Here is a 21187-nt window from a genome sequence, read left to right on the forward strand (position 1 = left end):
TTCAGCTTCAGGCCGGCACGAGCGCCGTGCGCCGCACTCGGCGCACGTTGAACGCGCTGGCGATGAGCACGCCCTGCACCAGCGCCAGCCCCACGATCACGCTCGTGTACTGGCCGTGGTCCATCAGCCGGCCGAACACCAGCGGCGCCACGGCCTGCCCGATGTCGAGGCCGGCGTAGACCACGCCGTAGACACGGCCGGTGGCGTTGGGCGGCGTCGACTTCTTCACCAGCAGGTCGCGCGAAGGCCCGGCGACGCCCGAGACGAAACCCATCGCACCAAAGAGTGCCGGCACGATGACCGGCGGGAAGTCGGCAAAGGCCAGCAGCAGCGCCAGCGCGGCGGCCAGGCCGAAGCCCACGCCCACGATGCGCTCGCAGCGCGAAGGATCGGATGCCAGGAAACCGCCAGCCACCATGCCCACCGCGCTCGCCACCATGTAGACCGTGAGGCACACGGCCACCAGCGCCACGGGCACCGCGTGAAGGTGCCCCGCGGCCACGGGCGCGAAGGTCTGCACCACGCTGATGACCACGGCATAGAAGAAGAAGAAACCGAAGCACATCCACACGGCCGGGATGCGCAGGAAGTCGAACTCGCCGCCGGCGGGCGAGGACTCGCCCTGTCCAGTGGCCTTGTGCACGGCCGCGGCGTCGAGCGACAGCACGCTGCGGTAGATCCACAGCACCAGCAGCACGACCAGGGCAACCGCGCCCGCCGAAGCCAGTGCCACGCGCCACGAGAAGGCAATGGCGATCGGCACCACGAAGGCCGGCGCCAGCGCCCAGCCCAGGCTGCCGGTGATGCCGTGCACGCTGTAGGCATGGCCCAGGCGCGTGGGCGCGACCTTGCGGTTGAACAGCGTGTAGTCCACCGGGTGGAACACGCCGTTGCCGATGCCGCCGACCACGGCGCACACCAGCAGCATCCAGTAGCTCTGCGCCAGGGCATAGCCGAAAGCCGCCAGCCCCAGCGCCCCGAGCCCCACGAAGAGCACCGGCCGCGGACCCAGCTTGTCGACGATGAAGCCCGAAGCCGCCTGCACGATGCACGAGACCACGAAGAACACCGTGAGCACCGCGCCCAGCTCGACATAACTCACGTTGAACGCGTCCTTCAGCCACGGGAACAGCGGCGCCAGGATGAGCTGGCTGAAGTGGCTGACCGCGTGGGCCAGGCCGACCAGCCCGATCAGCTTGGCGTCGGTGCCCAAGGTATTGGAAGAAGACGGGGAAGCGGGGGCAGAAGCGGCGCTCGCGGGCGAGTTGGAAGACATGGATTGCTACAAAAAAACGGGGCAGGCACCGATGCTATGCGCCGGGGAAGCGGCAGAATGGCGATACAGCGACAACATTTGTCGAAACTATGCCAAGCGCCGCCTCACCCCCCTCCAGGAGCGCCGCGACCGCCGCCAGGCTGCGCGGGCCCACCCCGATCAACAGCGTTGCATCCCTCACGCCGCACCTGTACGCGCCCGACGCGGTGCGGCCGTTGCGCGCCAAGGAGCACTTCCTGAGCGCCGACACGCTGGTCGAGCTTCACGAACACCCGTGGCCACAGCTCACTTTTTCCACCCGCGGCGTGATCCGCCTGAGCACCCAGGACGGCAGCTACATCGTCCCGCCCTCTCGCGCGCTCTGGGTGCCCGCCAACATGCCGCACAGCATCACGCTGATCGAAGATGCCGAACTGCGCACCGTCTACCTGCACGCCTGGATCGCGCCCTCCTGGGAGAAATGCGAGGTGCTCGAGATCAGCCCACTGTTGCGCGCATTGATGCTGGCGCTCGACACCACGCCCGACGGCCTGCCGCCGGCAGACGTGCACGCGCCGCAGCGCGAGCGGATGATCGCGCCGCTCCTGGTCGACGAGCTGGAGCGTGCCACGCAGATCCGCATCGACGTGCCGCTGCCCACCGACAAGCGCCTGCGCCAGCTCTGCGAGACGCTGCTGCGCAACCCGGCCGACCGCGCCACGCTGGCCGAGCGCGCCGCCGCCATCGGCGCCAGCGAGCGCACGGTGGCGCGCCTGTTCCGCGACCAGCTCGGCATGAGCTGGCAGCAATGGCGCCAGCAGGCCGTGATGGCGCACGCGCTGCCGCTGCTGGCGCGCGGCATGGCGGTGAGCCAGGTGGCTGCCGCCAGCGGCTACGCCACCGACAGCGCATTCTGCGCGATGTTCAAGGCCGCCACCGGCCGCTCGCCCACCTCGTTCCAGCACCGCAAGCGGCCCGCGCCCGCCTGAGCGGCGCGCCCCGGGCAACCGGGGTATCGAGGGATGGATGCTTCACGTCGCTCTGGCAAGATCGGCGCCCGACAAGCAACACCATGCACTCACCGATCCCCCTGCATCTGGCGCCCGGCGCCCAAGCTTCCACCTGGACCGCCGACATCTGGCTGCGCGTGCGCCGGCATTTCCTGCTGAAGGCGGTCGGCACCACGGTCTTCACCTGGCTCTTCTTCATCGGCTACTTCCACCTGCTGCGCAATCCGTCCTTTCCGGTCGAGGTGATGCCGCTGACGCCGCTGGACCGCCTGCTGCCCTTCCAGCCCTACCTGCTGGGGCCGTACCTCTCGCTGTGGGTGTACGTGGGCATCGCGCCAGGGCTGCAACTGACCTTCCGCGAGCTGGTGGTCTACGGGCTGTGGATCGGCGGGCTGTGCATCACCGGCCTGGGCATCTTCTACTTCTGGCCGACCCAGATACCCCCTTTGGCCATCGATGCCTCCGGCTACCCAGGCTTCACGATGCTGCAGGGCGTGGACGCGGCCGGCAACGCCTGCCCGTCGATGCACGTGGCGGTGGCCATCTTCACGGCCATCCGCATCGAGGACGTGCTGCGCGAAACCCGCACCCCCGCCGGGTGGCGGGTGCTGAACTGGGCCTGGTTCGCCGCCATCGCCTATTCGACGCTGGCGGTCAAGCAGCACGTGGCGCTGGACGTGGCCGCCGGGGCGCTGCTGGGTATGGCTTTCGCCCTGCCCTCGATGCGCTGGAGGCCGGGCGCCCGGCAGCGGGACGATGTCCCTCACGTGGGAGCGGATATCATCCGTAAACACTGACCACTCACCACTGGCCGACGAGGAAGGGATCGATTGACTCAAGGACCGCACAGGGCGGCGATCGATCGGCGGCACACGACGACAGGCATTGCACGATGAGTTCGCTGAAGGAATTGCAGGACCTGATCCACGAGAAGTACGGCATCGAACCGTCGAAGCTCGACCCCCACGCCTCGATGCGTGAAACCGGCGGACTCGATTCGCTGGCGCTGGCCGAATTTCTGTTCGCCATCGAAGACCACTTCGGCATCGTCATGCCCGACGAGGACGCGAGCATCGACACCCTGGCCGAACTGTCCGTGCTGGTCGACAAGGTCAGGGCCGAGAAGGCCGCGTCGGCGTCGTGAACCACGAAGTCGCCGTCACCGGGCTGGGCGTCGTGGCGCCGCACGGCGACGAGCCCGGCGCACTGTTCCAGGCCCTGCTGCAGGGCCGGTCGGCCATACAGCCCGTTTTTCCTGAACTGCCCAAGCCGGCGGCGGCGGCCACCGTGGCCTTCGACGAGACCCGCTGGTTCACCAAGCTGCAGCTCGCCGGCGTCGACCGCGTGAGCCAGCTGGCCGTGGCCGCCGCCGACATGGCGATGCGCGACGCGGGCCTCGCCGTGTCCGACGCCGACCCCGAGCGCGTGGGCGTCTTCTCGGGCTGCGGCATGGGCGGCGCCGCCGCGCTCGAAGCGGCCTATCGCGGCAACGGCCGCGTCTCCCCGCTCACCATTCCCGCCTTCATGCCGAATGCGCCGGCCGCCCATGTGGCCATGCGCCAGGGCGTGAAGGGCCCGGTGCTCACCTACTCGGTCGCCTGCGCCTCCTCTTCCGCCGCGATCGCCGAAGCGGCCAAGGCCGTGCAGCGCGGCGAGGTCGACATCGCCATCGCCGGCGGCAGCGAGGCGCTGATCGTGCCGGGCGTGGTGGTGGCATGGCAGGCGATGCAGACACTGGCCGGCTTCCAGCCCGGCGAGGCGGCTGGCGCGGTGCGGCCCTTCGCCACCGACCGCAGCGGCTTCGCGCTGGGTGAAGGCGCGGCCTTCCTCGTCCTCGAATCCGCGGAGCGCGCTCGCGCACGCAACGCCCGCAGCCACGCCACGCTGGCCGGCTGGGGCCTCAGCAGCGACGCCACCCATCTCACCAAGCCCGACGCTCCAGGACAGGCCCGCGCGCTGCGCGCCGCCCTGCGCCAGGCGGGGCTGCAGCCGCGCGACGTGGGCTACTGCAACGCGCACGGCACGGCCACGCGCATTGGCGACGTGGTCGAGCGCAACGCGCTGGCCGAGGTGTGGGGCGACGACCTCGACGCGCTGCGCGTGAGCTCGACCAAGGCGCTGCATGGCCACATGCTGGGCGCGGCCGGCGCCATCGAGGCACTCATCACCGTGATGGCGCTGCAGCAGCGGCAACTGCCGCCCAACGCCAACTGCCGCGAGATCGATCCGGAATGCCGGATGAACCTCGTCATGCAGGACGACACGGCGGCACCGGCGCTCGAAGCCGCCATCAGCAACTCCTTCGCCTTCGGCGGCACGAACTCGGTGCTGCTCTTCCGCCGGGCCTAGACGGCCTTCAGCTCCTGCGGCGCGGCTTGTGCGGCTGCCGCGCGCAGCCATGCAACGAAAGCGCCGACCAGCGCGTCGTCCGTGCGGCTGGGCGCGACGAACACGCTGTAGCCCCGGCTCGACGGTGCTCTGTGCGGGCAGGCCAGCACCAGCTCGCCCGAACGCAACTCGCGCTCGACGAAGTAGTCGGGCACGAGCCCCACGCCCAGATCGGCGCGCACGGCCGCGACCAGCGAGGAGAACAGGTCGAAGCGGTGCCCCGCCACCAGGTTCTCCGGCGCGCGCAGATGCGGGGTCTGGCCGAACCACTCTTCCCACGCGCCCATGCGCGTGCGCAACTGCAGCAGCGGCGCCGCGCGGAAGTCGCCGCGCGCCATGGCCGGCCGGCCCTTCGCACTGGGCGAGCACACGGCAACGCAGGACTCGCCCATCAGCGGCAGCGCGTTCGCGCCCGGCCACACCGCGTCGTCGTACTGCACGCCGACGTCGAAGGGCTGGTCTTCCATGTAGAGATGCGTGGGAAACACCTGCAGGTGCAGGCTGCAGCCCGGGTTCAGCCCGATGAACTCCGGCAGGCGCGGCGTGAGCCAGCCCTCGGCCAGCACCGGCACCGCGCCGACCAGCAGGCGCAGGCCGTCGGTGCGCTGCGCCATGGCTTCGAGCGTGTGGTTCTGCAGGCGCAGCAGGTCGCCCGAGATCTGGCCGTGATAGCGCCGGCCGGCCTCGGTGAGCTCGGTGCCGCGCGCGGTGCGCTGCACCAGTCGCACGCCGATCTGCGTCTCCAGCTGGCGCAGCTGCTGGCTCACCGCGCTGTGCGTGAGGCACAGCTCCTCCGCGGCCTTGCCGACGCCGTGGTGGCGGGCCACCGCGTCGAAGATCAGCAGCGCGCGGGTGCTCGGGATATGGCGGCGCATGAGGGCTTCGTTAGAAAAACTGACAACGCGGCAGATTAAACCAGAGCGCGCGCCTAACACAGCCATAAGAATCGCTGACGACGGCGCTGCAACGGCGCCGCTCGCCTCGACCTGGTCAGCCTCAACTACAAGGACATTCCGCACTATGCCTCGCCCCGTGTCGCTTCGCCTCGCCCCGATAGTCCTCGCCCTGGCCTCCGCCGCCGCCGGCCTCGCGCACGCCCAGAGCGGCAGCGTCGCGGCCACTCCCACGCAGGTGCGTCCCGAAGTGGACAAGGCCTACACCCAGCTGATGGCTTCGCCCGCCATCCAGAAGCTGCTGGAGTCGGTCAAGGCCGACCACGACCGCTCGGTGGAAGACCTGAAGATGCTCACCGAGATCGAGGCGCCGCCCTTCAAGGAACAGAAGCGCGCTGAAGCCTTTCTCGCACGCATGAAGGCGCTGGGCCTGAGCGACGCGAAGATCGACGCCGAAGGCAACGTGGTCGGCCTGCGCAAGGGCACGGGCAACGGGCCGAAGCTGCTGATCTCGGCCCACCTCGACACCGTGTTCCCCGCCGGCACCGACGTGAAGGTGAAGGAGCGCGACGGCAAGCTCTACGCGCCCGGCATTTCCGACGACACGCGCGGCCTCGCGGTGCTGCTGTCGTGGCTCAAGGTGCTCAACGACAACAAGGTCCAGACGGTGGGCGACCTGCTCTTCGTGGGCAACGTGGGCGAGGAAGAACTCGGCAACCTGCGCGGCATCAAGGCGATCTTCCGCGACAACCTCGACATCGACGGCATGGTCGGCCTGGAGCCCGCGCCCGATGGCTCGGTGCTGATGCTGGGCACCGGCAGCCATCGCTACGAAGTGACTTTCAAGGGCCCCGGCGGCCACAGCTACGGCGCCTTCGGCCAGGTGCCCAGCGCCATCCACGGCATGGGCCGCGCCATCGCGAAGATCGCCGACATCCGCACGCCGAGCTTCCCGAAGACGACGTTCACCGTCGGCACGGTCGGTGGCGGCACTTCGGTCAACACCATTGCGCCCGATGCACGCATGGCGGTGGACATCCGCTCCGACGAAATGGCGCCGCTGCTCGAGACCGAGAAGAAGATCCTCGCCGCCATCGACGAAGCCGTGGCCGAGGAAAACAAGCGCTGGAACGTCAACACGCTGAGCGTGAGCACCAAGCTCATCGGCGACCGTCCGGGCGGGCGCACGCAGTCGGACACGGTGATCGTCGAGGCCGCCACGCGCTCGAACGCGGCCTTCGGCCACAAGACGCTGCTGACGGGCGCGAGCACCGACGCCAACGTGCCGATGTCGCTGGGCATCCCGGCCATCATCATCGGCGGCGGCGGCAAGACCGGCGGCTTCCACGCGCTGTCGGAGTGGATCGACGTGACCGACGGCTGGAAGGGTGCGCAGAACTCGCTGGTGACGGTGCTGGGCCTGGTTGGCGTGCAAGGCACCAGTGCGCCGCTGCTCGAAAAGCGCCCACCGCGCACGAAGTAAGAGCGCGCGTGCAACCGGGGCTTCGCCCCCGGCGTCTCCGTTATGCTGATGGCCGCTTTCCACCACGCGTACCGACAGGAGGACGACATGCACGCCCGTTCAACCCTCATCGCCCTGGCGCTGCTCGCCGCGGGCGCCTCGGCGCAGGCCAACAACCTGCTCGACCAGCTCAAGGAAAAGGCCGGCGAAGCCGCCACCGCCAATTCGCAAGGCAGCGGCGGCAGCACGGGCGGATCGGCGCTCGGCAACCTGGGCAGCAGCCTCGGCTTCAAGATGCCCGCCATCGGTTCCAGCACCATGGGCAACGCGGCCGGTGTGCTGCAGTACTGCGTGAAGAACAACTACCTGGGCGGCGACGCGGCCTCGGTAAAGGACAAGCTGCTCGCCAAGATCACCGGCCAGAAGAAGCAGGAGACCGGCTTCGCCAGCGGCGCCAAGGGCCTGCTGCAAGGCGGCGACGGCAAGTCGCTGAACTTCAAGGGGCTGTCGTCGAAGGTCAAGGAAAAGGCCTGCGACTACGTGCTGAAAAACGCGACATCGTTGATCTGACCCGGCTCCACATTCCGCATCGCTTTCGCGCGGCGCACCGCGCATGTGCCTGCAGTTCTCTCCAGTGCGCCCGCAAACATCCATGACCCCGGCTGCCCCCTCTCCCTCCCTGCGCCAGCGCCTCTCCCGCTGGGTTCCGTGCCTGGCCTGGCCCCGCCCTTCCGCCGCGCTGCTGCGCAACGAGGCGATGGCCGGCATCACCGTGGCGCTGATGGTCATCCCGCAGGGCGTGGCCTATGCGGCGCTGGCGGGCATGCCGCTGGTCACGGGCGTCTACGCGGCGCTGTTCCCGGCGCTGATCGCGGTGATGTTCAGTTCCTCGCAACGGCTGTCGGTGGGGCCGACGGCTCTCACCAGCCTGCTGGTGGGTGCCTCGCTCGCGCCGCTGGCGGTGGCGGGCAGCGCCGAGTGGGTGGCGATGGCGGTGTGGCTCACGCTGATATCGGGCGCGATCCAGATCGTGCTGGGCGCCGGGCGCTTCGGCTGGCTGCTGCGGCTGGTGAATTCGCCGGTGCTCATCGGCTTCACACAGGGCGCGGCAGTGCTGATCGCGATCTCGCAGCTGCCTGCCCTGCTGGGCTTCACGGGGCGGACCATTCCGCAGGTGCTGCAGGGCGGGCCATTGCCCGACCTGGTGGCCATCGCCTTCGGGCTGGGCAGCATCGCGGTGCTGTGGCTGGGCAAGCGCCTGCTGCCGCGCTTTCCGACAACGATGGCGCTGGTGGCCGGCGCGGCGGCCATCAGCTGGCTGGCCGACTACGCGCTGCGCGGCGGCGCGGTGGTGGGCACGCTGCCTTCGGGCCTGCCTTCTTTCTACTGGCCGGGCCTGCTGCCGCTCGGCACCTTCAGCGCGCTGGTGCTGCCGGCACTGATGATCACGCTGGTGAGCTTCCTGGAAACCGCGTCGAGCGCCAAGGTCGACAACGCGCGCGCCGGCACGCTCTGGAACGAAAACCAGGACCTGATCGGCCAGGGGCTGGCCAAGCTGGCCTCGGGTTTCACGGGCGCCTTTCCCACGAGTTCGTCGTTCTCGCGCTCGGCCATCACGCTGTACGCCGGCGCGCAGACTGGCTGGGCGACGCTCTTCAGCGTGGTCGTGGTGGCGGGCGCGCTGCTGTGGCTGATGCCGCTGCTCTATCACGTGCCGCAGGCGGTGCTGGCGGCGGTGGTGGTCACGGCCATCCTCGGGCTGGTGAAGCCGGCGAGCTTCACTGCGCTGTGGCGCATCTCGCGCATCGAGGCGGGCATCGCCTTCGGCACCTTCGTGCTGACGATCGCGACCGCGCCCAGCATCTACTGGGGCGTGCTCGGTGGCCTGCTGGCGGCGCTGGCGCACTACATGTACCGGCACCTGCATCCGCGCATCATCGAGGTGGGCCTGCACCCCGACGGCAGCCTGCGCGACCGCAACCTCTGGAAGCTGCCGCCGCTGGCACCGAACCTCTATGCGCTGCGCATGGACGCCGAGCTCGACTTCGCATCCGCCTCCACGCTCGAACGCGCGCTCACGGTGGCGCTGGCCGAGCGGCCCCACCTCACCGACGTGTGCCTGTTCGCGCAGCCGATCAACCGCATCGACATCACCGGCGCCGAGGTGTTCGGCTCGATCCGCCGGATGATGGAATCCAAGGGCATCCGCCTGCACCTGAGCGGCATGAAGCTGCCCGCGATGCAGGTGCTGGAAAGCGCCGGCCTGCTGGCGCCGGGGCCGATGCTCTTCAGCTACCGCACCGACGGCGAGGCGCTCGCGGCGCTGATGCCGCGCGTCGAGGTGCCCGCGCAGCAGGAAGCCGCCGCCTGACGCGCCAGCCCCTATGAAGACCACCATCGAAGAACTCGTCGCGTTCCGCACGGTGGTGGACACGGGCTCGATCACTGCCGCGTCGGAGCAGCTCTCGCAGACCGTCTCGGGCATCAGCCGCGCCCTGAGCCGGCTCGAGCAGAAGCTCGACACCACCCTGCTTCGCCGCACCACGCGCAGGCTCGAGCTCACCGAGGAAGGCGCGGCCTTCCTGCAGCGCACGCGCGCCATCCTCGATGCCATCGACGACGCCGAAGAGCACATGGCCGCGCGCCGCGAGCAGCCCGCGGGCCGGCTGCGCGTGAACGCGGCCTCGCCCTTCATGCTGCACGCCATCGTGCCGCTGGTGCCGGAGTTCCGCCGGCTCTATCCGCAGATCAGCCTGGAGCTGGACACCGACGACCTGCCCATCGACCTGCTGGAGCGCCGCACAGACGTGGCGATCCGCATCGGCCCGCTGCGCGACTCCACGCTGCACGCACGGCCGCTGGGCACGCACCGGCTGCGCGTGCTCGCGAGCCCGGCATACCTCGAAGCGCACGGCAAGCCGCGCAAGGTGGCCGACCTGGCCGAACACACGCTGCTGGGCTTCACGCAGCCCGAGTCGCTGAACCGCTGGCCGCTTCGCGGCGTGCATGGCGACGAGTGGAACATCGCGCCCACGCTGGTGGCATCGAGCGGCGAGACGCTGCGACAGCTCGCGCTGGCGGGCGTGGGCATCGCCTGCCTGTCGGACTTCATGACGGCCATCGACCGCGCCAGCGGCGCGCTGGTGCAGGTGCTGGCGAAGGAAACGGCCGACGTGCGCCAGCCGGTGAATGCCGTGTACTACCGCAACACGCAGTTGTCGGCGCGCATCACGTCGTTCCTGGATTTCCTGTCCCAGCGCATGGGCGGCTGAGCGCGGCCGCTCATTGCGGCTGCCTGGGCACGAAGCGCTCGACCGAGGCCGACCTGATCTCGTAGCCGCTCACGCCCATGTCCGCCGACGAATAGCGCGCGGCCTTCAGCGTGCCGCTGACGTACACCGTGTCCATGGCGTGCAGGCCTTTCACGGCCGAGGCCGCGATCACGTGCACGATCTGGTTGGCTGGCGGCGGGGGCGTGTGGATGCAGGCGCCGAAGTACGGCACCAGCAGGAACTCGCGGATGCCCTCCTGCGTGTTGTCCAGCGGAACGACGAAGCCGGCGAGTTTGCCCGGCTTGCCGTCGAGCGCCACGTTGACCGGAGCGTTGTCCCAGACGGCGCGCATCTCGTCGAGCATCTGGATCGCGCGGGGGTCGTTGTCGCGCAGGGCTTCGAGGCTGATGTTGCGGTAGCGCCTGGTCGGGTCCCAGCTCTTGGGAATCAGTTCTTCCCACTTGAGTTCGGGGGCTGCGGCGCTGCGTGCTTCCGGTTGCGCTGCGGCTCCCGGGCCGCATCCGCTCAGGAGCGCCGCGGCCGGTGCCAGCAGGAACGCGGCCAGCACGGCGCGCGGAAAGAGCCTTCTCATGAGTGCGATTGTCCTCGGGAGATGTTTCAGGACCGTAAAGCAGGGCCTTTTTCACTCAATTCATCCGAGATTGCGCGAATTCGCTGCGAACCATCAGAATGCCGCACCACGACACGAGGAGATCCGCATGGCACCGACAGGATGGCTGGGACTCACGTCCCTGGGCACCGTTCACACCGCGATCAGCCTGATCGCCGTCGCCGCGGGGCTGGCGGCCCTGTTCCGCTGCAAGGAAATCACGATGCGCACCGGCCTCGGCCGGCTCTTCGTGTGGACCACCGTGCTGACCTGTCTCACCGGCTTCGGCATCTTCCAGCACGGCGGCTTCGGCAAGCCGCATGCGCTGGGCATCATCACGCTGGCTGCGCTGGCAGTGGGCGCACTCGCCGGCCGGGGCTTGTTCTTCGGGAAGTGGGCGCGTTACGTCGAGGCCATCGCGTTCTCTGCGAGCTTTCTCTTCCACTGGATTCCGGCCTTCACCGAAACGCTCACGCGCCTGCCGCTCGGCGCCCCGCTGCTGCCGAACGCCGATGCGCCGGAGCTCAAGGCGATCACCGGCGTGCTGCTGGTGCTGTACCTGATCGGCGTGGGCCTGCAGATCCGCAGGCTGCGCGGCGGCACCGGAGGGATCAGTCCCGCACCGGTCCGCGCAGGCTCTTGATCTGCGAGCGCTGGCTCTTGCCTTCGAGCCGGCGCTGCTTCGAACCGTAGGTGGGCCTGGTCGCCCGCCGCACGCGCGGCGCGACGGCCACGCTGTCGACCACCGCCTGCAGCCGAGCGAGCGCGTCTGCACGGTTCATCTCCTGGGTGCGGTGCTGCTGTGCCTTGAGCACGAACACGCCTTCCTGGGTGATGCGGCCGTCGCGCAGCGCGAGCAGCCTTTCTTTCACATCGGACGGCAGCGAACTGGCGTGGATGTCGTAGCGCAGATGCACCGCGCTCGAGACCTTGTTGACGTTCTGTCCGCCCGCGCCCTGCGCCCGGATGGCGCTGAAGTCGACCTCGCCGGGATCGATCAGGACAGACGGGCGGAGCATGCGATCAGACCCGCTCGAAGATGGCCGCGATGCCTTGTCCGCCCCCGATGCACATCGTGACCAGCGCATAGCGCCCCTGCACCCGCTGCAGCTCGGCGATGGCCTTGGTCGTGATGATCGCGCCCGTCGCACCCACCGGATGCCCCAGCGAGATGCCAGAGCCGTTCGGATTGACCTTGGCCGGATCGAAGCCCAGCTCCTTGATCACCGCGCAGGCCTGCGCCGCGAAGGCTTCGTTCGACTCGATCACGTCCAGGTCGCCCACCTTCAGACCCGTACGCTCCAGCACCTTGCGCGTAGCCGGCACCGGGCCGATGCCCATGTACGCGGGCTCCACGCCGGCATGCGCATAGCCCACCAGCCGCGCCAGGGGCTTGAGCCCCAGCGCCTTCACACGGCCGCCTTCGGCCAACACCACGGCGGCCGCGCCGTCGTTGATGCCCGAGGCATTGCCTGCGGTGACGAGGCCGTCCTTCTTGAACGCGGGCTTCATCTTCGACAGCGTCTCGACGGTGGTGTCGGCGCGCACGTGCTCATCGGTGTCGAAGAGCACCACGCCCTTGCGCGTCTTGACCTCGACCGGAACGATCTGCTCCTTGAAGCGGCCCGCGGCAATGGCGGCTGCCGCACGCTGCTGGCTGACAACGGCCAGCTCGTCCTGCTGCTCGCGCGTGATGCCGTAGCGCGCGGCCACGTTCTCGGCGGTGATGCCCATGTGGATCTTCTCCCACGGGTCGTGGAGGATGCCGAGCATGTAGTCGACGAGCTGCACGTCGCCCATGCGCGCGCCGTAGCGCGCGGCGGTGTCGAAGTACGGGCCCCGGCTCATCGACTCCGAGCCGCCGCCGATGGCGATGTCGCAGTCGCCCAGCGCGATGGCCTGCGCCGCCGACACGATGGCCTGCAGGCCCGAGCCGCAGAGGCGATTCACGTTGAAGGCCGGCGTCTCGATGGGGCAGCCCGCGTCGATGGCCGCCACGCGGCTCAGGTAGGCGTCCTTGACGTCGGTGGGAATCACGTTGCCCATGACCACGTGGCCGATGGCGTCGGCTGCGACGCCGCTGCGCTCGATGGCGGCCTTGACGGCGGTAGTGGCAAGCTGGGTGTTGGGCACGTCCTTCAGCGAGCCGCCGAAGGTGCCGATGGCGGTGCGGGCGGTGCCGACCACGAAAATGTCGCGCGAAGTCATGGAATGTCTCTCCTGGATGAAAGCAGAAAGCCGCGGCTGGCGAGCCGCGGCTCCAGGAGGACTATTCTGACGGCGAACGGCGCGACCGGCTGTCGCGCCTGAAATAGCGCCGGCGGGCCGCCGGTCAGCCGCGCGGGGAGACCGATTTCGGCGAAACGTCGGTCACGTCGCTTACGCTGCCGCGGATGCGCACGGGACGCTCCACCGACTCGCCGCGGGCACGGGCGTTCGCCACGTCGGCAGCCGTCGGTTGCGAGGGCTGTGCCGCATTGCGAAATCGGTCGAAGCCGGAGCGCGGGTTGAAACGCATGACCCACGGCGTCACGGGCTTGCCCGTGAGACGCCCCCAGGCGTAGCGAACACCCCACACAGCCGCCAGCAGCATGACCGCCACGGCCAGGCTGGCCGCGAAGACCAGCCCCAGGAGCAGAAGAATGACGCGTATTACGAAGTTCATCATCCGACTTTAGGCCGAAGCGGCCGCCGTTGGTTCCCCCGCCTTGCGGAAGGAGAACTGGCCCGGCGACTGGATCGGGTCGGTCGTGACCTCGATCGTGTCCTTCGGCCCGAAGCTTCCGTCCAGCAGCAGCTTCGACAGCGGGTTCTCGATGCGCTGCTGGATCGCGCGCTTGAGCGGTCGTGCACCGAACACCGGGTCGAACCCGACCTTGGCGATCTCCGCCAGCGCAGCCGGCGAAACCTCCAGGCCCAGGTCCATCTTCGCGAGCCGCGCCTGCAGCACCTTGAGCTGGATCGCGGCGATCGACTCGATGTTCTTCGCGTCGAGCGCGTGGAACACGACCGTCTCGTCGATGCGGTTCAGGAACTCGGGGCGGAAGTAGTTCTTCAGCTCGTCCCACACCGCTTCCTTGATCTCTTCCGAGGGCTTGCCCACCATGGCCTGGATGATGGGCGAGCCGATGTTGCTCGTCATCACGATCACGGTGTTCTTGAAGTCCACGGTGCGGCCCTGGCCGTCGGTCAGGCGTCCATCGTCGAGCACCTGCAGCAGCACGTTGAACACGTCGGGGTGGGCCTTCTCGACTTCGTCGAGCAGCACCACGCTGTAGGGCTTGCGGCGAACGGCTTCAGTGAGGTAGCCGCCCTCCTCGTAGCCCACGTAGCCCGGCGGCGCGCCGATCAGGCGGGCGACCGAGTGCTTCTCCATGAACTCGCTCATGTCGATGCGGATCAGGTGCTCTTCGCTGTCGAACAGGAAGCCCGCGAGCGCCTTGCACAGCTCGGTCTTGCCCACGCCCGTGGGGCCGAGGAACAGGAACGAGCCGGTCGGGCGGTTCGGATCGGACAGGCCCGAGCGCGAGCGGCGGATGGCGTTGGCCACCGCGCCGATGGCCTCGTCCTGGCCGACCACGCGCTCGTGCAGCTTGTCTTCCATCACAAGCAGCTTGTCGCGCTCGCCCTGCATCAGCTTGGCAACCGGAATGCCGGTGGCGCGCGCCACGACCTCGGCGATCTCCTCGGAGCCGACCTGGGTGCGCAGCAGCGTGGGCGCACTCGACTTGCCCTTGCTAGCCTCGCTGGCCTCGGCCTCCTTCAGGCGCTTCTCGAGCGCCGGCAGCTGGCCGTACTGCAGCTCGGCGACCTTGTTGAAGTCGCCCTTGCGCTTCCACTCCTCGATCTGGAACTTGATCTTGTCCACGTCCTCGCGCACCTGCGCGCTGCCCTGGGCCTGGGCCTTCTCGGCCTGCCAGATCTCGTCGTAGTCGGCGATCTCCTTCTGCAGCTTCTCGATCTCGCCCTCGATCAGGCCCAGGCGCTTCTGCGAAGCCTCGTCCTTCTCGCGGCGCACGGCCTCGCGTTCGATCTGCAGCTGGATCAGGCGGCGGTCGAGCCGGTCCATGACCTCGGGCTTGGAGTCCATCTCGATCTTGATCTTGGCCGCGGCCTCGTCGATCAGGTCGATGGCCTTGTCGGGCAGGAAGCGGTCGGTGATGTAGCGGTCGCTCAGTTCGGCCGCGGCCACGATGGCCGGGTCGGTGATCTGCACGCCATGGTGCACCTCGTACTTCTCCTGCAGGCCGCGCAGGATGGCGATGGTCGCCTCCACGCTGGGCTCGCCCACGATGATCTTCTGGAAGCGGCGCTCCAGGGCGGCATCTTTCTCGATGTACTTGCGGTACTCGTCGAGCGTGGTGGCGCCCACGCAGTGCAGCTCGCCGCGCGCGAGCGCCGGCTTGAGCATGTTGCCCGCGTCCATGGCGCCCTCGGCCTTGCCGGCGCCCACCATGGTGTGCAGTTCGTCGATGAAGACGATGGTCTGGCCCTCGTCCTTGGCGAGCTCGTTCAGAACGCTCTTCAGGCGCTCCTCGAATTCGCCGCGGAACTTGGCGCCCGCCAGCAGCGCTGCCATGTCGAGCGACAGCACACGCTTGCCCTTGAGCGAGTCGGGCACTTCGCCCGAGACGATGCGCTGCGCCAGGCCTTCGACGATGGCGGTCTTGCCCACGCCGGGTTCGCCGATGAGCACTGGATTGTTCTTGGTGCGGCGCTGCAGCACCTGGATGGCGCGGCGGATTTCCTCGTCGCGGCCGATGACCGGGTCGAGCTTACCCAGCCGGGCGCGTTCGGTGAGGTCGAGGGTGTATTTCTTGAGGGCTTCGCGCTGGCCTTCGGCGTCGGCGCTGTTCACGCCCTGCCCGCCGCGCACGGCGTCGATGGCCGATTCGAGCGACTTGCGGCTCAGGCCGTTTTCGCGGGCGATCTTGCCGACGTCGGCCTTGCTGTCGGCCAGTGCCAGCAGGAAGAGTTCACCGGCGATGAACTGGTCATTGCGCTTGATGGCTTCCTTCTCGGTGGCCTGCAGCAGCTTGCCGAGCTCGGGGCCGACCTGCACGATGTCGTGGCCCTGCACCTGAGGCAGTTTCTTGATGGCGGCCTCGGCCGCCTGCGTCAGGCCGGGGACGTTGACGCCGGCACGCTCCAGCAGGGCGCGCGGGCCGTCGTCCTGGCGCAGCATCGCGACCAGCAGGTGGGCCGGTTCGATGTAGGCGTTGTCGTTGCCCAGCGCCAGAGACTGTGCGTCGCCCAGCGCTTCCTGAAATTTGGTGGTGAGTTTGTCTTGTCGCATGGTGGTATTCCTGCATCCAAAATAGGGCTGTTCGGGCACGATTCAAGGTTGCCGGTCCTTCCGGCGCTTCCCGCCGCTGCGGGCACGGGTATTGCACCGGACCCGGCCTCTCCCGCCCGTAGGCATTTCTCTCTCTCGAATGGAGTCGATCATGGTTTTTTCAATGCGCGTTCAACCGGTGCGCCGGGCGATCAGCGTGGGTCTCTTTATGGCTGCAGCGGGGCTTTGCAGCCTTGCGCAGGCGCAAAGCGGTACGCCCGTGCGCCTGCTGGTGGGCTTCCCCGCCGGTGCCGGCACAGACGCCATCGCCCGCACGCTGGGCGAAAAGCTCAAGGACGTGCTGGGCGTGCCGGTGGTGGTCGAGAACCGCGCCGGCGCGGGCGGGCAGATCGCGGCGACGGTGCTGAAGTCGTCCCCGGCCGACGGCCACACGCTGTTCCTGTCGCACGACCACACCATCTCGATCCTGCCGCAGGTGGTGAAGAACCCGGGCTTCAACCCCGCCACCGACTTCGTGCCCGTGGCCGGCTTCGCGACCTTCGCCAACGTGCTGGCCGTCTCGGGCGGCACGCCGGCCAAGAGCATCGACGAATACGTGAAGTGGGTCCGCACCCAGAAGGGCGGCAAGGAGACCATCGGCATCCCGGCGCCGGCATCGATCCCCGAGTTCCTGGTGAAGATGATCTCGGACAAGTACAAGATCGACGTCCAGCCCGCCCCCTACCGCGGCAGCGCGCCCATGACGGCCGACATGCTGGGCAACCAGATCACGGCAGGCATCGCCTCGGTGCCGGACTTCATCGAGAACCACAAGGCCGGCAAGGTCCGCATCGTGGCGTCCATCGGCGCCAAGCGCCAGGCCGTGCTCCCGAACGTGCCGACCTTCACCGAGCTGGGCTTCTCCAACCTGGAAGACCTGCCCTACTACGGCATCTTCGCGCCGGTGGGCACGCCGCAGCCGATCATCGACAAGTACGGCGATGCGCTGCAGAAGGTGCTGGCCATGCCCGACGTGAAGCAGAAGCTCGCGACGATGGGCCTGACGGTGGGCTACGAGCCCCAGGGCCAGTTCGCCGGCCGCGTGCGTACGTACACGCAGACCTGGGAAAAAATCATCCAGTCCAGCGGCTTCAAGCCACTCTGAAGTCTTGCTCCCTCTCCCCTCGGGGAGAGGGTTGGGGTGAGGGCCAGCGGCCTTCGCAAGAAGAGCAAGTCGTCGAATGAGTGCTGCTGCCCTCACCCTAACCCTCTCCCAGAGGGAGAGGGAACAGATTCAAGTCAGGCGTTCGGGGCGCTGATGCCCCAGCGCGCCAGGGCCGCGTCGTCGGCCACGCGCGCATCGACCCAGCGGGCGCCTTCGGGCGTCTGCTCCTTCTTCCAGAAGGGCGCCTGGGTCTTGAGGTAGTCCATCAGGAACTCGCAGGCCTCGAAGCTCTGGCCGCGGTGGGCCGACACCACCGCCACCATCATGATCTGGTCTTCCGGCTGCAGCAGGCCGACGCGATGGATCACGCGCGCGCCCAGGATGTCGAAGCGGCGATGGGCCTCGTCGATCATGGCCTCGATGGCCTTCTCGGTCATGCCGGGGTAGTGCTCCAGCTCCATCGACGAGACGCTGCTGCCGTCGTTGCGGTCTCGCACGGTGCCTATGAAGCTGCAGACGGCGCCCACGCGTTTGTCGCCGGCACGCAACGCGGCGACTTCCTGCGAGAGGTCGAAATCGTTCGTCTGGATCGAAACACGGGCAAGGCTCATGTCCGAATTGTGTCATCGCGATAGACTCTGCCGATGCCCTGCCTTGCCACGCCCACGCTCTTCCCGGTGCCTTCGCGCCTTGAAGACCGTCGCGCCGGCCAAGGCAGCAGCAACGACAAAGCCAAAAAACCAAAGCTCGTCTGACCGGAGCCGAGGTTCCGTCGTCGGATGAGCGACGGAACCCCGCCAAAGGCTCTGGCCCCCATTGGGTTGCGCGCGCATCGGACGATGGTTCTTTCCATCGGTCGATTCCTGAAAGGAAGCCCGCGTGCCTCACCAACAACCAAGCCCCACCACTCCCGACTTTTCCGGCTTCTGGGTGGCCCTCGTCACGCCATTCCGCGACGGCGCGGTCGACCATGCCGCTCTCTCCACCCTGGTCCGCCGCCTCGCCAGCGAAGGCGTGACCGGCTTCGTGCCCTGCGGCTCCACCGGCGAAGCCGCGGCGCTCGACGAAACCGAACAACTGGCGGTGCTCGACACGGTGCTGGCAGCAGCCGGCGGTTTGCCGGTCGTCATGGGCATTTCGGGCTACCACCTGGGCAAGGCCATCGCCTGGGCCCGCAAGCTATCGGAACGCCCGATCGCGGGCCTTCTGGTGGCCGCGCCGCACTACGTGCGCCCCTCCCAGGCCGGCCTGCTCGAGTGGTTCCGCGCCATCGCCGACGCCAGCTCGGTGCCCGTGCTGGTCTACGACATCCCCTACCGCACCGGCGTCACCATCACCCGCGAGACGATGCTGGCGCTGGCCTCGCATCCCCGCATACGCGGCATCAAGGACTGCGGCGGCGACATGGCCAAGACGCGCGCGGTGATCGCCGACGGCCGGCTGCAGGTGCTGACGGGCGAGGACCACCAGATATTCGGCACCATGGCCGAGGGCGGCGCGGGCGCCATCGCGGCCAGCGGCAACGTGCAGACGCCCCGCTTCGTGCGCCTGGTGCGCCTGCTGTCGGAAAACCGCCTGGCCGAGGCGCGCGCCGAATGGCAGCCGCTGCAGCCGCTGGTGGAGATGCTCTTCGCAGAGCCCAACCCCGGCCCGCTGAAGGCGCTGCTGGCCCACAAGGGCGAGATGGCCGACGAACTGCGCTCGCCGATGACCCAGGCTTCCGACAGCCTGCGCGAGCGCCTCGTGGCGCTGGACGCCCGGCTCAGCCGCCCGTGACCGGAGGGAAGAAGGCGACCTCGCAGCCTTCGCGCAAGGCTGCGGCTTCGTCGCTCATGACCTGGTCGAGCGCCATGCGCACCGCCTTGCCGCGCGCGAGCGCGGTGGCGTAAGCGCCGCCCCTGGCGATGAGTTCGTCGCGCAGGGCCGACAGCGTCTCGGCTCGCGTGTCGACGGCTTCGCCGCTGCTGGAAAGCGCCTCGCGCACCGAGGCGAAATAACGGACCTGGACTTTCATGCGGCTCAGCCCAGCAGCGATGCGAAGGGGATGAAGTCGACGAGCTCGCCCGACTTGATCGTCCGGCCCGCCGGGTTGTCGACCACGCCGTCGCCCCAGACCATCGAGGTGAGCACGCCCGAACTCTGGTTGGCGAACAGGTCGAGGCCGCCGGCCGCATTGCGACGCACGCGCAGGAACTCGCGGCGCTTGTCGGCCCGAGGCCAGGCGAAATCGGCGCGCATCTTCACCGCCTCGGGCGCGACGCGCGCGGCGCCCTGCAGCGTCAGCAGGAAGGGCCGCACCAGCATCAGGAAGGTGAGGAAGCTCGACACGGGATTGCCCGGCAGCCCCGTCACGTGGCAGGCGCCCTGCCCGCTGCTGCGCGCGATGGAGCCGTAGGCGAAGGGCTTGCCGGGCTTCATCGACAGCGACCACAGCTGCAGCTCGCCCAGCGCCTGCAGCGCGGCGCGGATGTGGTCTTCCTCGCCCACCGAAACGCCGCCGGTCGTGATGATCAGGTCGCTCGCCTCGGCCGCGTCGCGCAGTGCGACGACGGTGGCTTCGCGGTTGTCGGGCACGATGCCCAGGTCGTTCACCTCGCAGCCCAGCCGGTACAGCAGAGCCCGCATGAAGAAGCGGTTGGAGTTGTAGATGGCGCCGGGCTTCATCGCATCGGGCGCGACCTCGCCGGGCATCACCAGCTCATCGCCGGTGGAGAGCATCGCCACGCGCGGCCTGCGCGCGACCTGCAGGCGGTCGAAGCCGACGCTGGCGGCAAGGCCCAGTGCGGCGGGCGTCAGGCGCTCGCCCTTCCGGAGCACCACGTCGCCGGCGGCCACGTCCTCGCCCGCGCGGCGAATCCACTGGCCGGCCGCCGGCACGATGGCGATGCGCACCGAGCCCAGGCTGCCTTCCTGCGGCACGGCTGCCGTGTCTTCCTGCATCACGACGGCGTCGGCGCCCTCGGGAATCTGCGCGCCGGTGAAGATGCGCGCCGCGGTGCCGGGCGCGAGCAGCGTGCCGACGGTGCCGGCGGGAATGCGCTGCGCCACCTTCAGCTCGGCGCCGGGCGCGGCGCAGTCGGCCACGCGCACGGCGTAGCCGTCCATCGCGCTGTTGTCGCGCGGCGGCACCGTGAGGCCGGAGACGAGGTCCTGCGCGAGCACACGGCCATCGGCGTCGAAGGTGCCGACACTTTCGGTGGGCAGCACCGGCTGCGCCTTCGCAAGCAGCACCGCGATCGCCTCGTCCAGGGGCATCAGCGGCGGGCGCGAGGAAGAGCCGGCGAAGGGAACGGGTGAATCAGCCATGGTGATCGGGGTTGTATTCGAAGCGCTCACCGCTGTCGATCAACCACTTCGCAATGGCCTCGGCGTCGTTGAGGTCGAAGAGCGGCCGCCCGGTGGGCAGCGGCAGGCTGGCCGGCGCATCGGTGGCCACGGCGACGACGAAGGGATCGTCGGGGTACAGCACGGGCCGCACCGGCTCGCTTGCCTCGGGCTCGCGCCAGATCTCGATCTTGAGCACGTCGCTGTGCCGGAATCCCTCGACCAGCACCCAGTCGGCCACCGGGAGGACCTCGGCCAGCAGCTGGTGCACGCTGAGCTCGACCGGCGCCTCGAATTCGCGCATCACGGCAAGCCGCTTGTCGGAGGCGACGACCACCTCGAAGGCACCCGCTTCGCGGTGACGGTACGTGTCTTTGCCCGGATGGTCGATGTCGAACTTGTGGTGCGCATGCTTGACCACCGACACTCGCTGGCCCAGCCGCTTCAGCGCGGGAATGAGGCGCTCGAGCAGCGTGGTCTTGCCCGCGCCGGAGTAGCCGGCGAAACCGACGACCTTCATGCGCAGCCCTCGC

The 21187-nt window shown here is 68.8% G+C and carries 22 protein-coding genes; 11 read left to right on the forward strand and 11 right to left on the reverse strand.

Features of this window, described 5'->3' with window-relative positions:
• Positions 1 to 7: 7 nt before the first annotated feature.
• A complete protein-coding gene (locus tag ABL838_RS20035) occupies positions 8 to 1276 on the reverse strand; it encodes an MFS transporter (RefSeq protein WP_369661611.1) in 1269 nt (422 codons plus the stop codon).
• An 89-nt stretch (positions 1277 to 1365) separates the two neighbouring features.
• Here ABL838_RS20035 and ABL838_RS20040 point away from each other — a divergent pair, with 89 nt between their 5' ends.
• The 4 genes from ABL838_RS20040 (at position 1366) to ABL838_RS20055 (ending at position 4614) form a co-directional block, all read left to right on the forward strand.
• Complete coding sequence (locus ABL838_RS20040) at positions 1366 to 2244, forward strand: AraC family transcriptional regulator (RefSeq protein ID WP_184641316.1); 879 nt, start codon at positions 1366 to 1368, stop codon at positions 2242 to 2244.
• Positions 2245 to 2327: 83 nt separating this feature from the next.
• Positions 2328 to 3062, forward strand: coding sequence for a phosphatase PAP2 family protein (locus tag ABL838_RS20045; RefSeq protein WP_418121600.1), 735 nt, complete (start codon positions 2328 to 2330; stop codon positions 3060 to 3062).
• 95 nt (positions 3063 to 3157) lie between these two features.
• Positions 3158 to 3409 carry an acyl carrier protein gene (locus ABL838_RS20050; RefSeq protein ID WP_126025852.1) on the forward strand — a complete coding sequence of 84 codons (252 nt, stop codon included), beginning with the start codon at positions 3158 to 3160 and terminating at the stop codon, positions 3407 to 3409.
• Entirely contained in the window at positions 3406 to 4614 is a 1209-nt protein-coding gene (locus ABL838_RS20055; RefSeq protein WP_418121601.1) for a beta-ketoacyl-[acyl-carrier-protein] synthase family protein, read from the forward strand. Before ABL838_RS20050 ends, ABL838_RS20055 begins: the two co-directional genes overlap by 4 nt.
• Here ABL838_RS20055 and ABL838_RS20060 read toward each other — a convergent pair.
• On the reverse strand, positions 4611 to 5528 hold the full coding sequence (locus tag ABL838_RS20060; protein WP_418121602.1) for a LysR substrate-binding domain-containing protein: 918 nt from the start codon (positions 5526 to 5528) through the stop codon (positions 4611 to 4613). The genes ABL838_RS20055 and ABL838_RS20060 overlap by 4 nt on opposite strands.
• Positions 5529 to 5673: 145 nt before the next feature.
• Between ABL838_RS20060 and ABL838_RS20065 the strand changes: the two genes are divergently transcribed.
• From ABL838_RS20065 to ABL838_RS20080, 4 genes are all read left to right on the forward strand, one after another.
• Positions 5674 to 7029, forward strand: coding sequence for a M20/M25/M40 family metallo-hydrolase (locus tag ABL838_RS20065; protein WP_418121603.1), 1356 nt, complete (start codon positions 5674 to 5676; stop codon positions 7027 to 7029).
• Positions 7030 to 7116: 87 nt separating this feature from the next.
• Entirely contained in the window at positions 7117 to 7578 is a 462-nt protein-coding gene (locus ABL838_RS20070) for a DUF2501 domain-containing protein (RefSeq protein ID WP_369661606.1), read from the forward strand.
• A gap of 82 nt (positions 7579 to 7660) precedes the next feature.
• Positions 7661 to 9379 carry a SulP family inorganic anion transporter gene (locus ABL838_RS20075; RefSeq protein ID WP_418121604.1) on the forward strand — a complete coding sequence of 573 codons (1719 nt, stop codon included), beginning with the start codon at positions 7661 to 7663 and terminating at the stop codon, positions 9377 to 9379.
• Between the two features lie 13 nt (positions 9380 to 9392).
• A complete protein-coding gene (locus ABL838_RS20080) occupies positions 9393 to 10280 on the forward strand; it encodes a LysR substrate-binding domain-containing protein (protein WP_418121605.1) in 888 nt (295 codons plus the stop codon).
• 10 nt (positions 10281 to 10290) lie between these two features.
• Here the strand turns inward: ABL838_RS20080 and ABL838_RS20085 are convergent, their stop codons facing one another.
• Entirely contained in the window at positions 10291 to 10872 is a 582-nt protein-coding gene (locus ABL838_RS20085) for a DUF3299 domain-containing protein (protein ID WP_418121606.1), read from the reverse strand.
• 127 nt (positions 10873 to 10999) lie between these two features.
• On the opposite strand from ABL838_RS20085, the gene ABL838_RS20090 reads away from it, so the two are divergent.
• Complete coding sequence (locus ABL838_RS20090) at positions 11000 to 11533, forward strand: hypothetical protein (protein ID WP_418117072.1); 534 nt, start codon at positions 11000 to 11002, stop codon at positions 11531 to 11533.
• On the opposite strand, the gene arfB is transcribed toward ABL838_RS20090, so the two are convergent.
• The 4 genes from arfB to clpB all read right to left on the reverse strand — a co-directional run bounded on the left by arfB (position 11502) and on the right by clpB (position 16186).
• Entirely contained in the window at positions 11502 to 11909 is a 408-nt protein-coding gene (gene arfB, locus ABL838_RS20095) for an alternative ribosome rescue aminoacyl-tRNA hydrolase ArfB (RefSeq protein ID WP_418121607.1), read from the reverse strand. The genes ABL838_RS20090 and arfB overlap by 32 nt on opposite strands.
• 4 nt (positions 11910 to 11913) lie before the next feature.
• Positions 11914 to 13098 carry an acetyl-CoA C-acyltransferase family protein gene (locus ABL838_RS20100; protein WP_418121608.1) on the reverse strand — a complete coding sequence of 395 codons (1185 nt, stop codon included), beginning with the start codon at positions 13096 to 13098 and terminating at the stop codon, positions 11914 to 11916.
• A gap of 124 nt (positions 13099 to 13222) precedes the next feature.
• Entirely contained in the window at positions 13223 to 13555 is a 333-nt protein-coding gene (locus ABL838_RS20105) for a hypothetical protein (protein WP_240650854.1), read from the reverse strand.
• Between the two features lie 9 nt (positions 13556 to 13564).
• A complete protein-coding gene (gene clpB / locus ABL838_RS20110; RefSeq protein WP_369661600.1) occupies positions 13565 to 16186 on the reverse strand; it encodes an ATP-dependent chaperone ClpB in 2622 nt (873 codons plus the stop codon).
• Positions 16187 to 16337: 151 nt separating this feature from the next.
• On the opposite strand from clpB, the gene ABL838_RS20115 reads away from it, so the two are divergent.
• Positions 16338 to 17330, forward strand: coding sequence for a Bug family tripartite tricarboxylate transporter substrate binding protein (locus tag ABL838_RS20115; protein ID WP_418121609.1), 993 nt, complete (start codon positions 16338 to 16340; stop codon positions 17328 to 17330).
• A gap of 134 nt (positions 17331 to 17464) precedes the next feature.
• Here ABL838_RS20115 and ABL838_RS20120 read toward each other — a convergent pair whose 3' ends face one another.
• Positions 17465 to 17941 carry a molybdenum cofactor biosynthesis protein MoaE gene (locus ABL838_RS20120; RefSeq protein WP_418121610.1) on the reverse strand — a complete coding sequence of 159 codons (477 nt, stop codon included), beginning with the start codon at positions 17939 to 17941 and terminating at the stop codon, positions 17465 to 17467.
• Positions 17942 to 18209: 268 nt separating this feature from the next.
• On the opposite strand from ABL838_RS20120, the gene dapA reads away from it, so the two are divergent.
• On the forward strand, positions 18210 to 19106 hold the full coding sequence (gene dapA, locus ABL838_RS20125; RefSeq protein WP_418121611.1) for a 4-hydroxy-tetrahydrodipicolinate synthase: 897 nt from the start codon (positions 18210 to 18212) through the stop codon (positions 19104 to 19106).
• Here dapA and ABL838_RS20130 read toward each other — a convergent pair.
• Genes ABL838_RS20130 through mobB form a run of 3 tightly spaced genes read right to left on the reverse strand, consistent with a single transcriptional unit; the run spans position 19093 to position 21174 of the window.
• Entirely contained in the window at positions 19093 to 19344 is a 252-nt protein-coding gene (locus ABL838_RS20130) for a MoaD/ThiS family protein (RefSeq protein WP_418121612.1), read from the reverse strand. The genes dapA and ABL838_RS20130 overlap by 14 nt on opposite strands.
• 5 nt (positions 19345 to 19349) lie before the next feature.
• Positions 19350 to 20636, reverse strand: coding sequence for a gephyrin-like molybdotransferase Glp (glp, locus tag ABL838_RS20135; RefSeq protein WP_418121613.1), 1287 nt, complete (start codon positions 20634 to 20636; stop codon positions 19350 to 19352).
• On the reverse strand, positions 20629 to 21174 hold the full coding sequence (gene mobB, locus ABL838_RS20140) for a molybdopterin-guanine dinucleotide biosynthesis protein B (RefSeq protein ID WP_418121614.1): 546 nt from the start codon (positions 21172 to 21174) through the stop codon (positions 20629 to 20631). Before mobB ends, glp begins: the two co-directional genes overlap by 8 nt.
• Positions 21175 to 21187: the final 13 nt, after the last annotated feature.

Source organism: Variovorax sp. 160MFSha2.1 (genome assembly GCF_048305075.1).
GTDB lineage: Bacteria > Pseudomonadota > Gammaproteobacteria > Burkholderiales > Burkholderiaceae_C > Variovorax > Variovorax guangxiensis.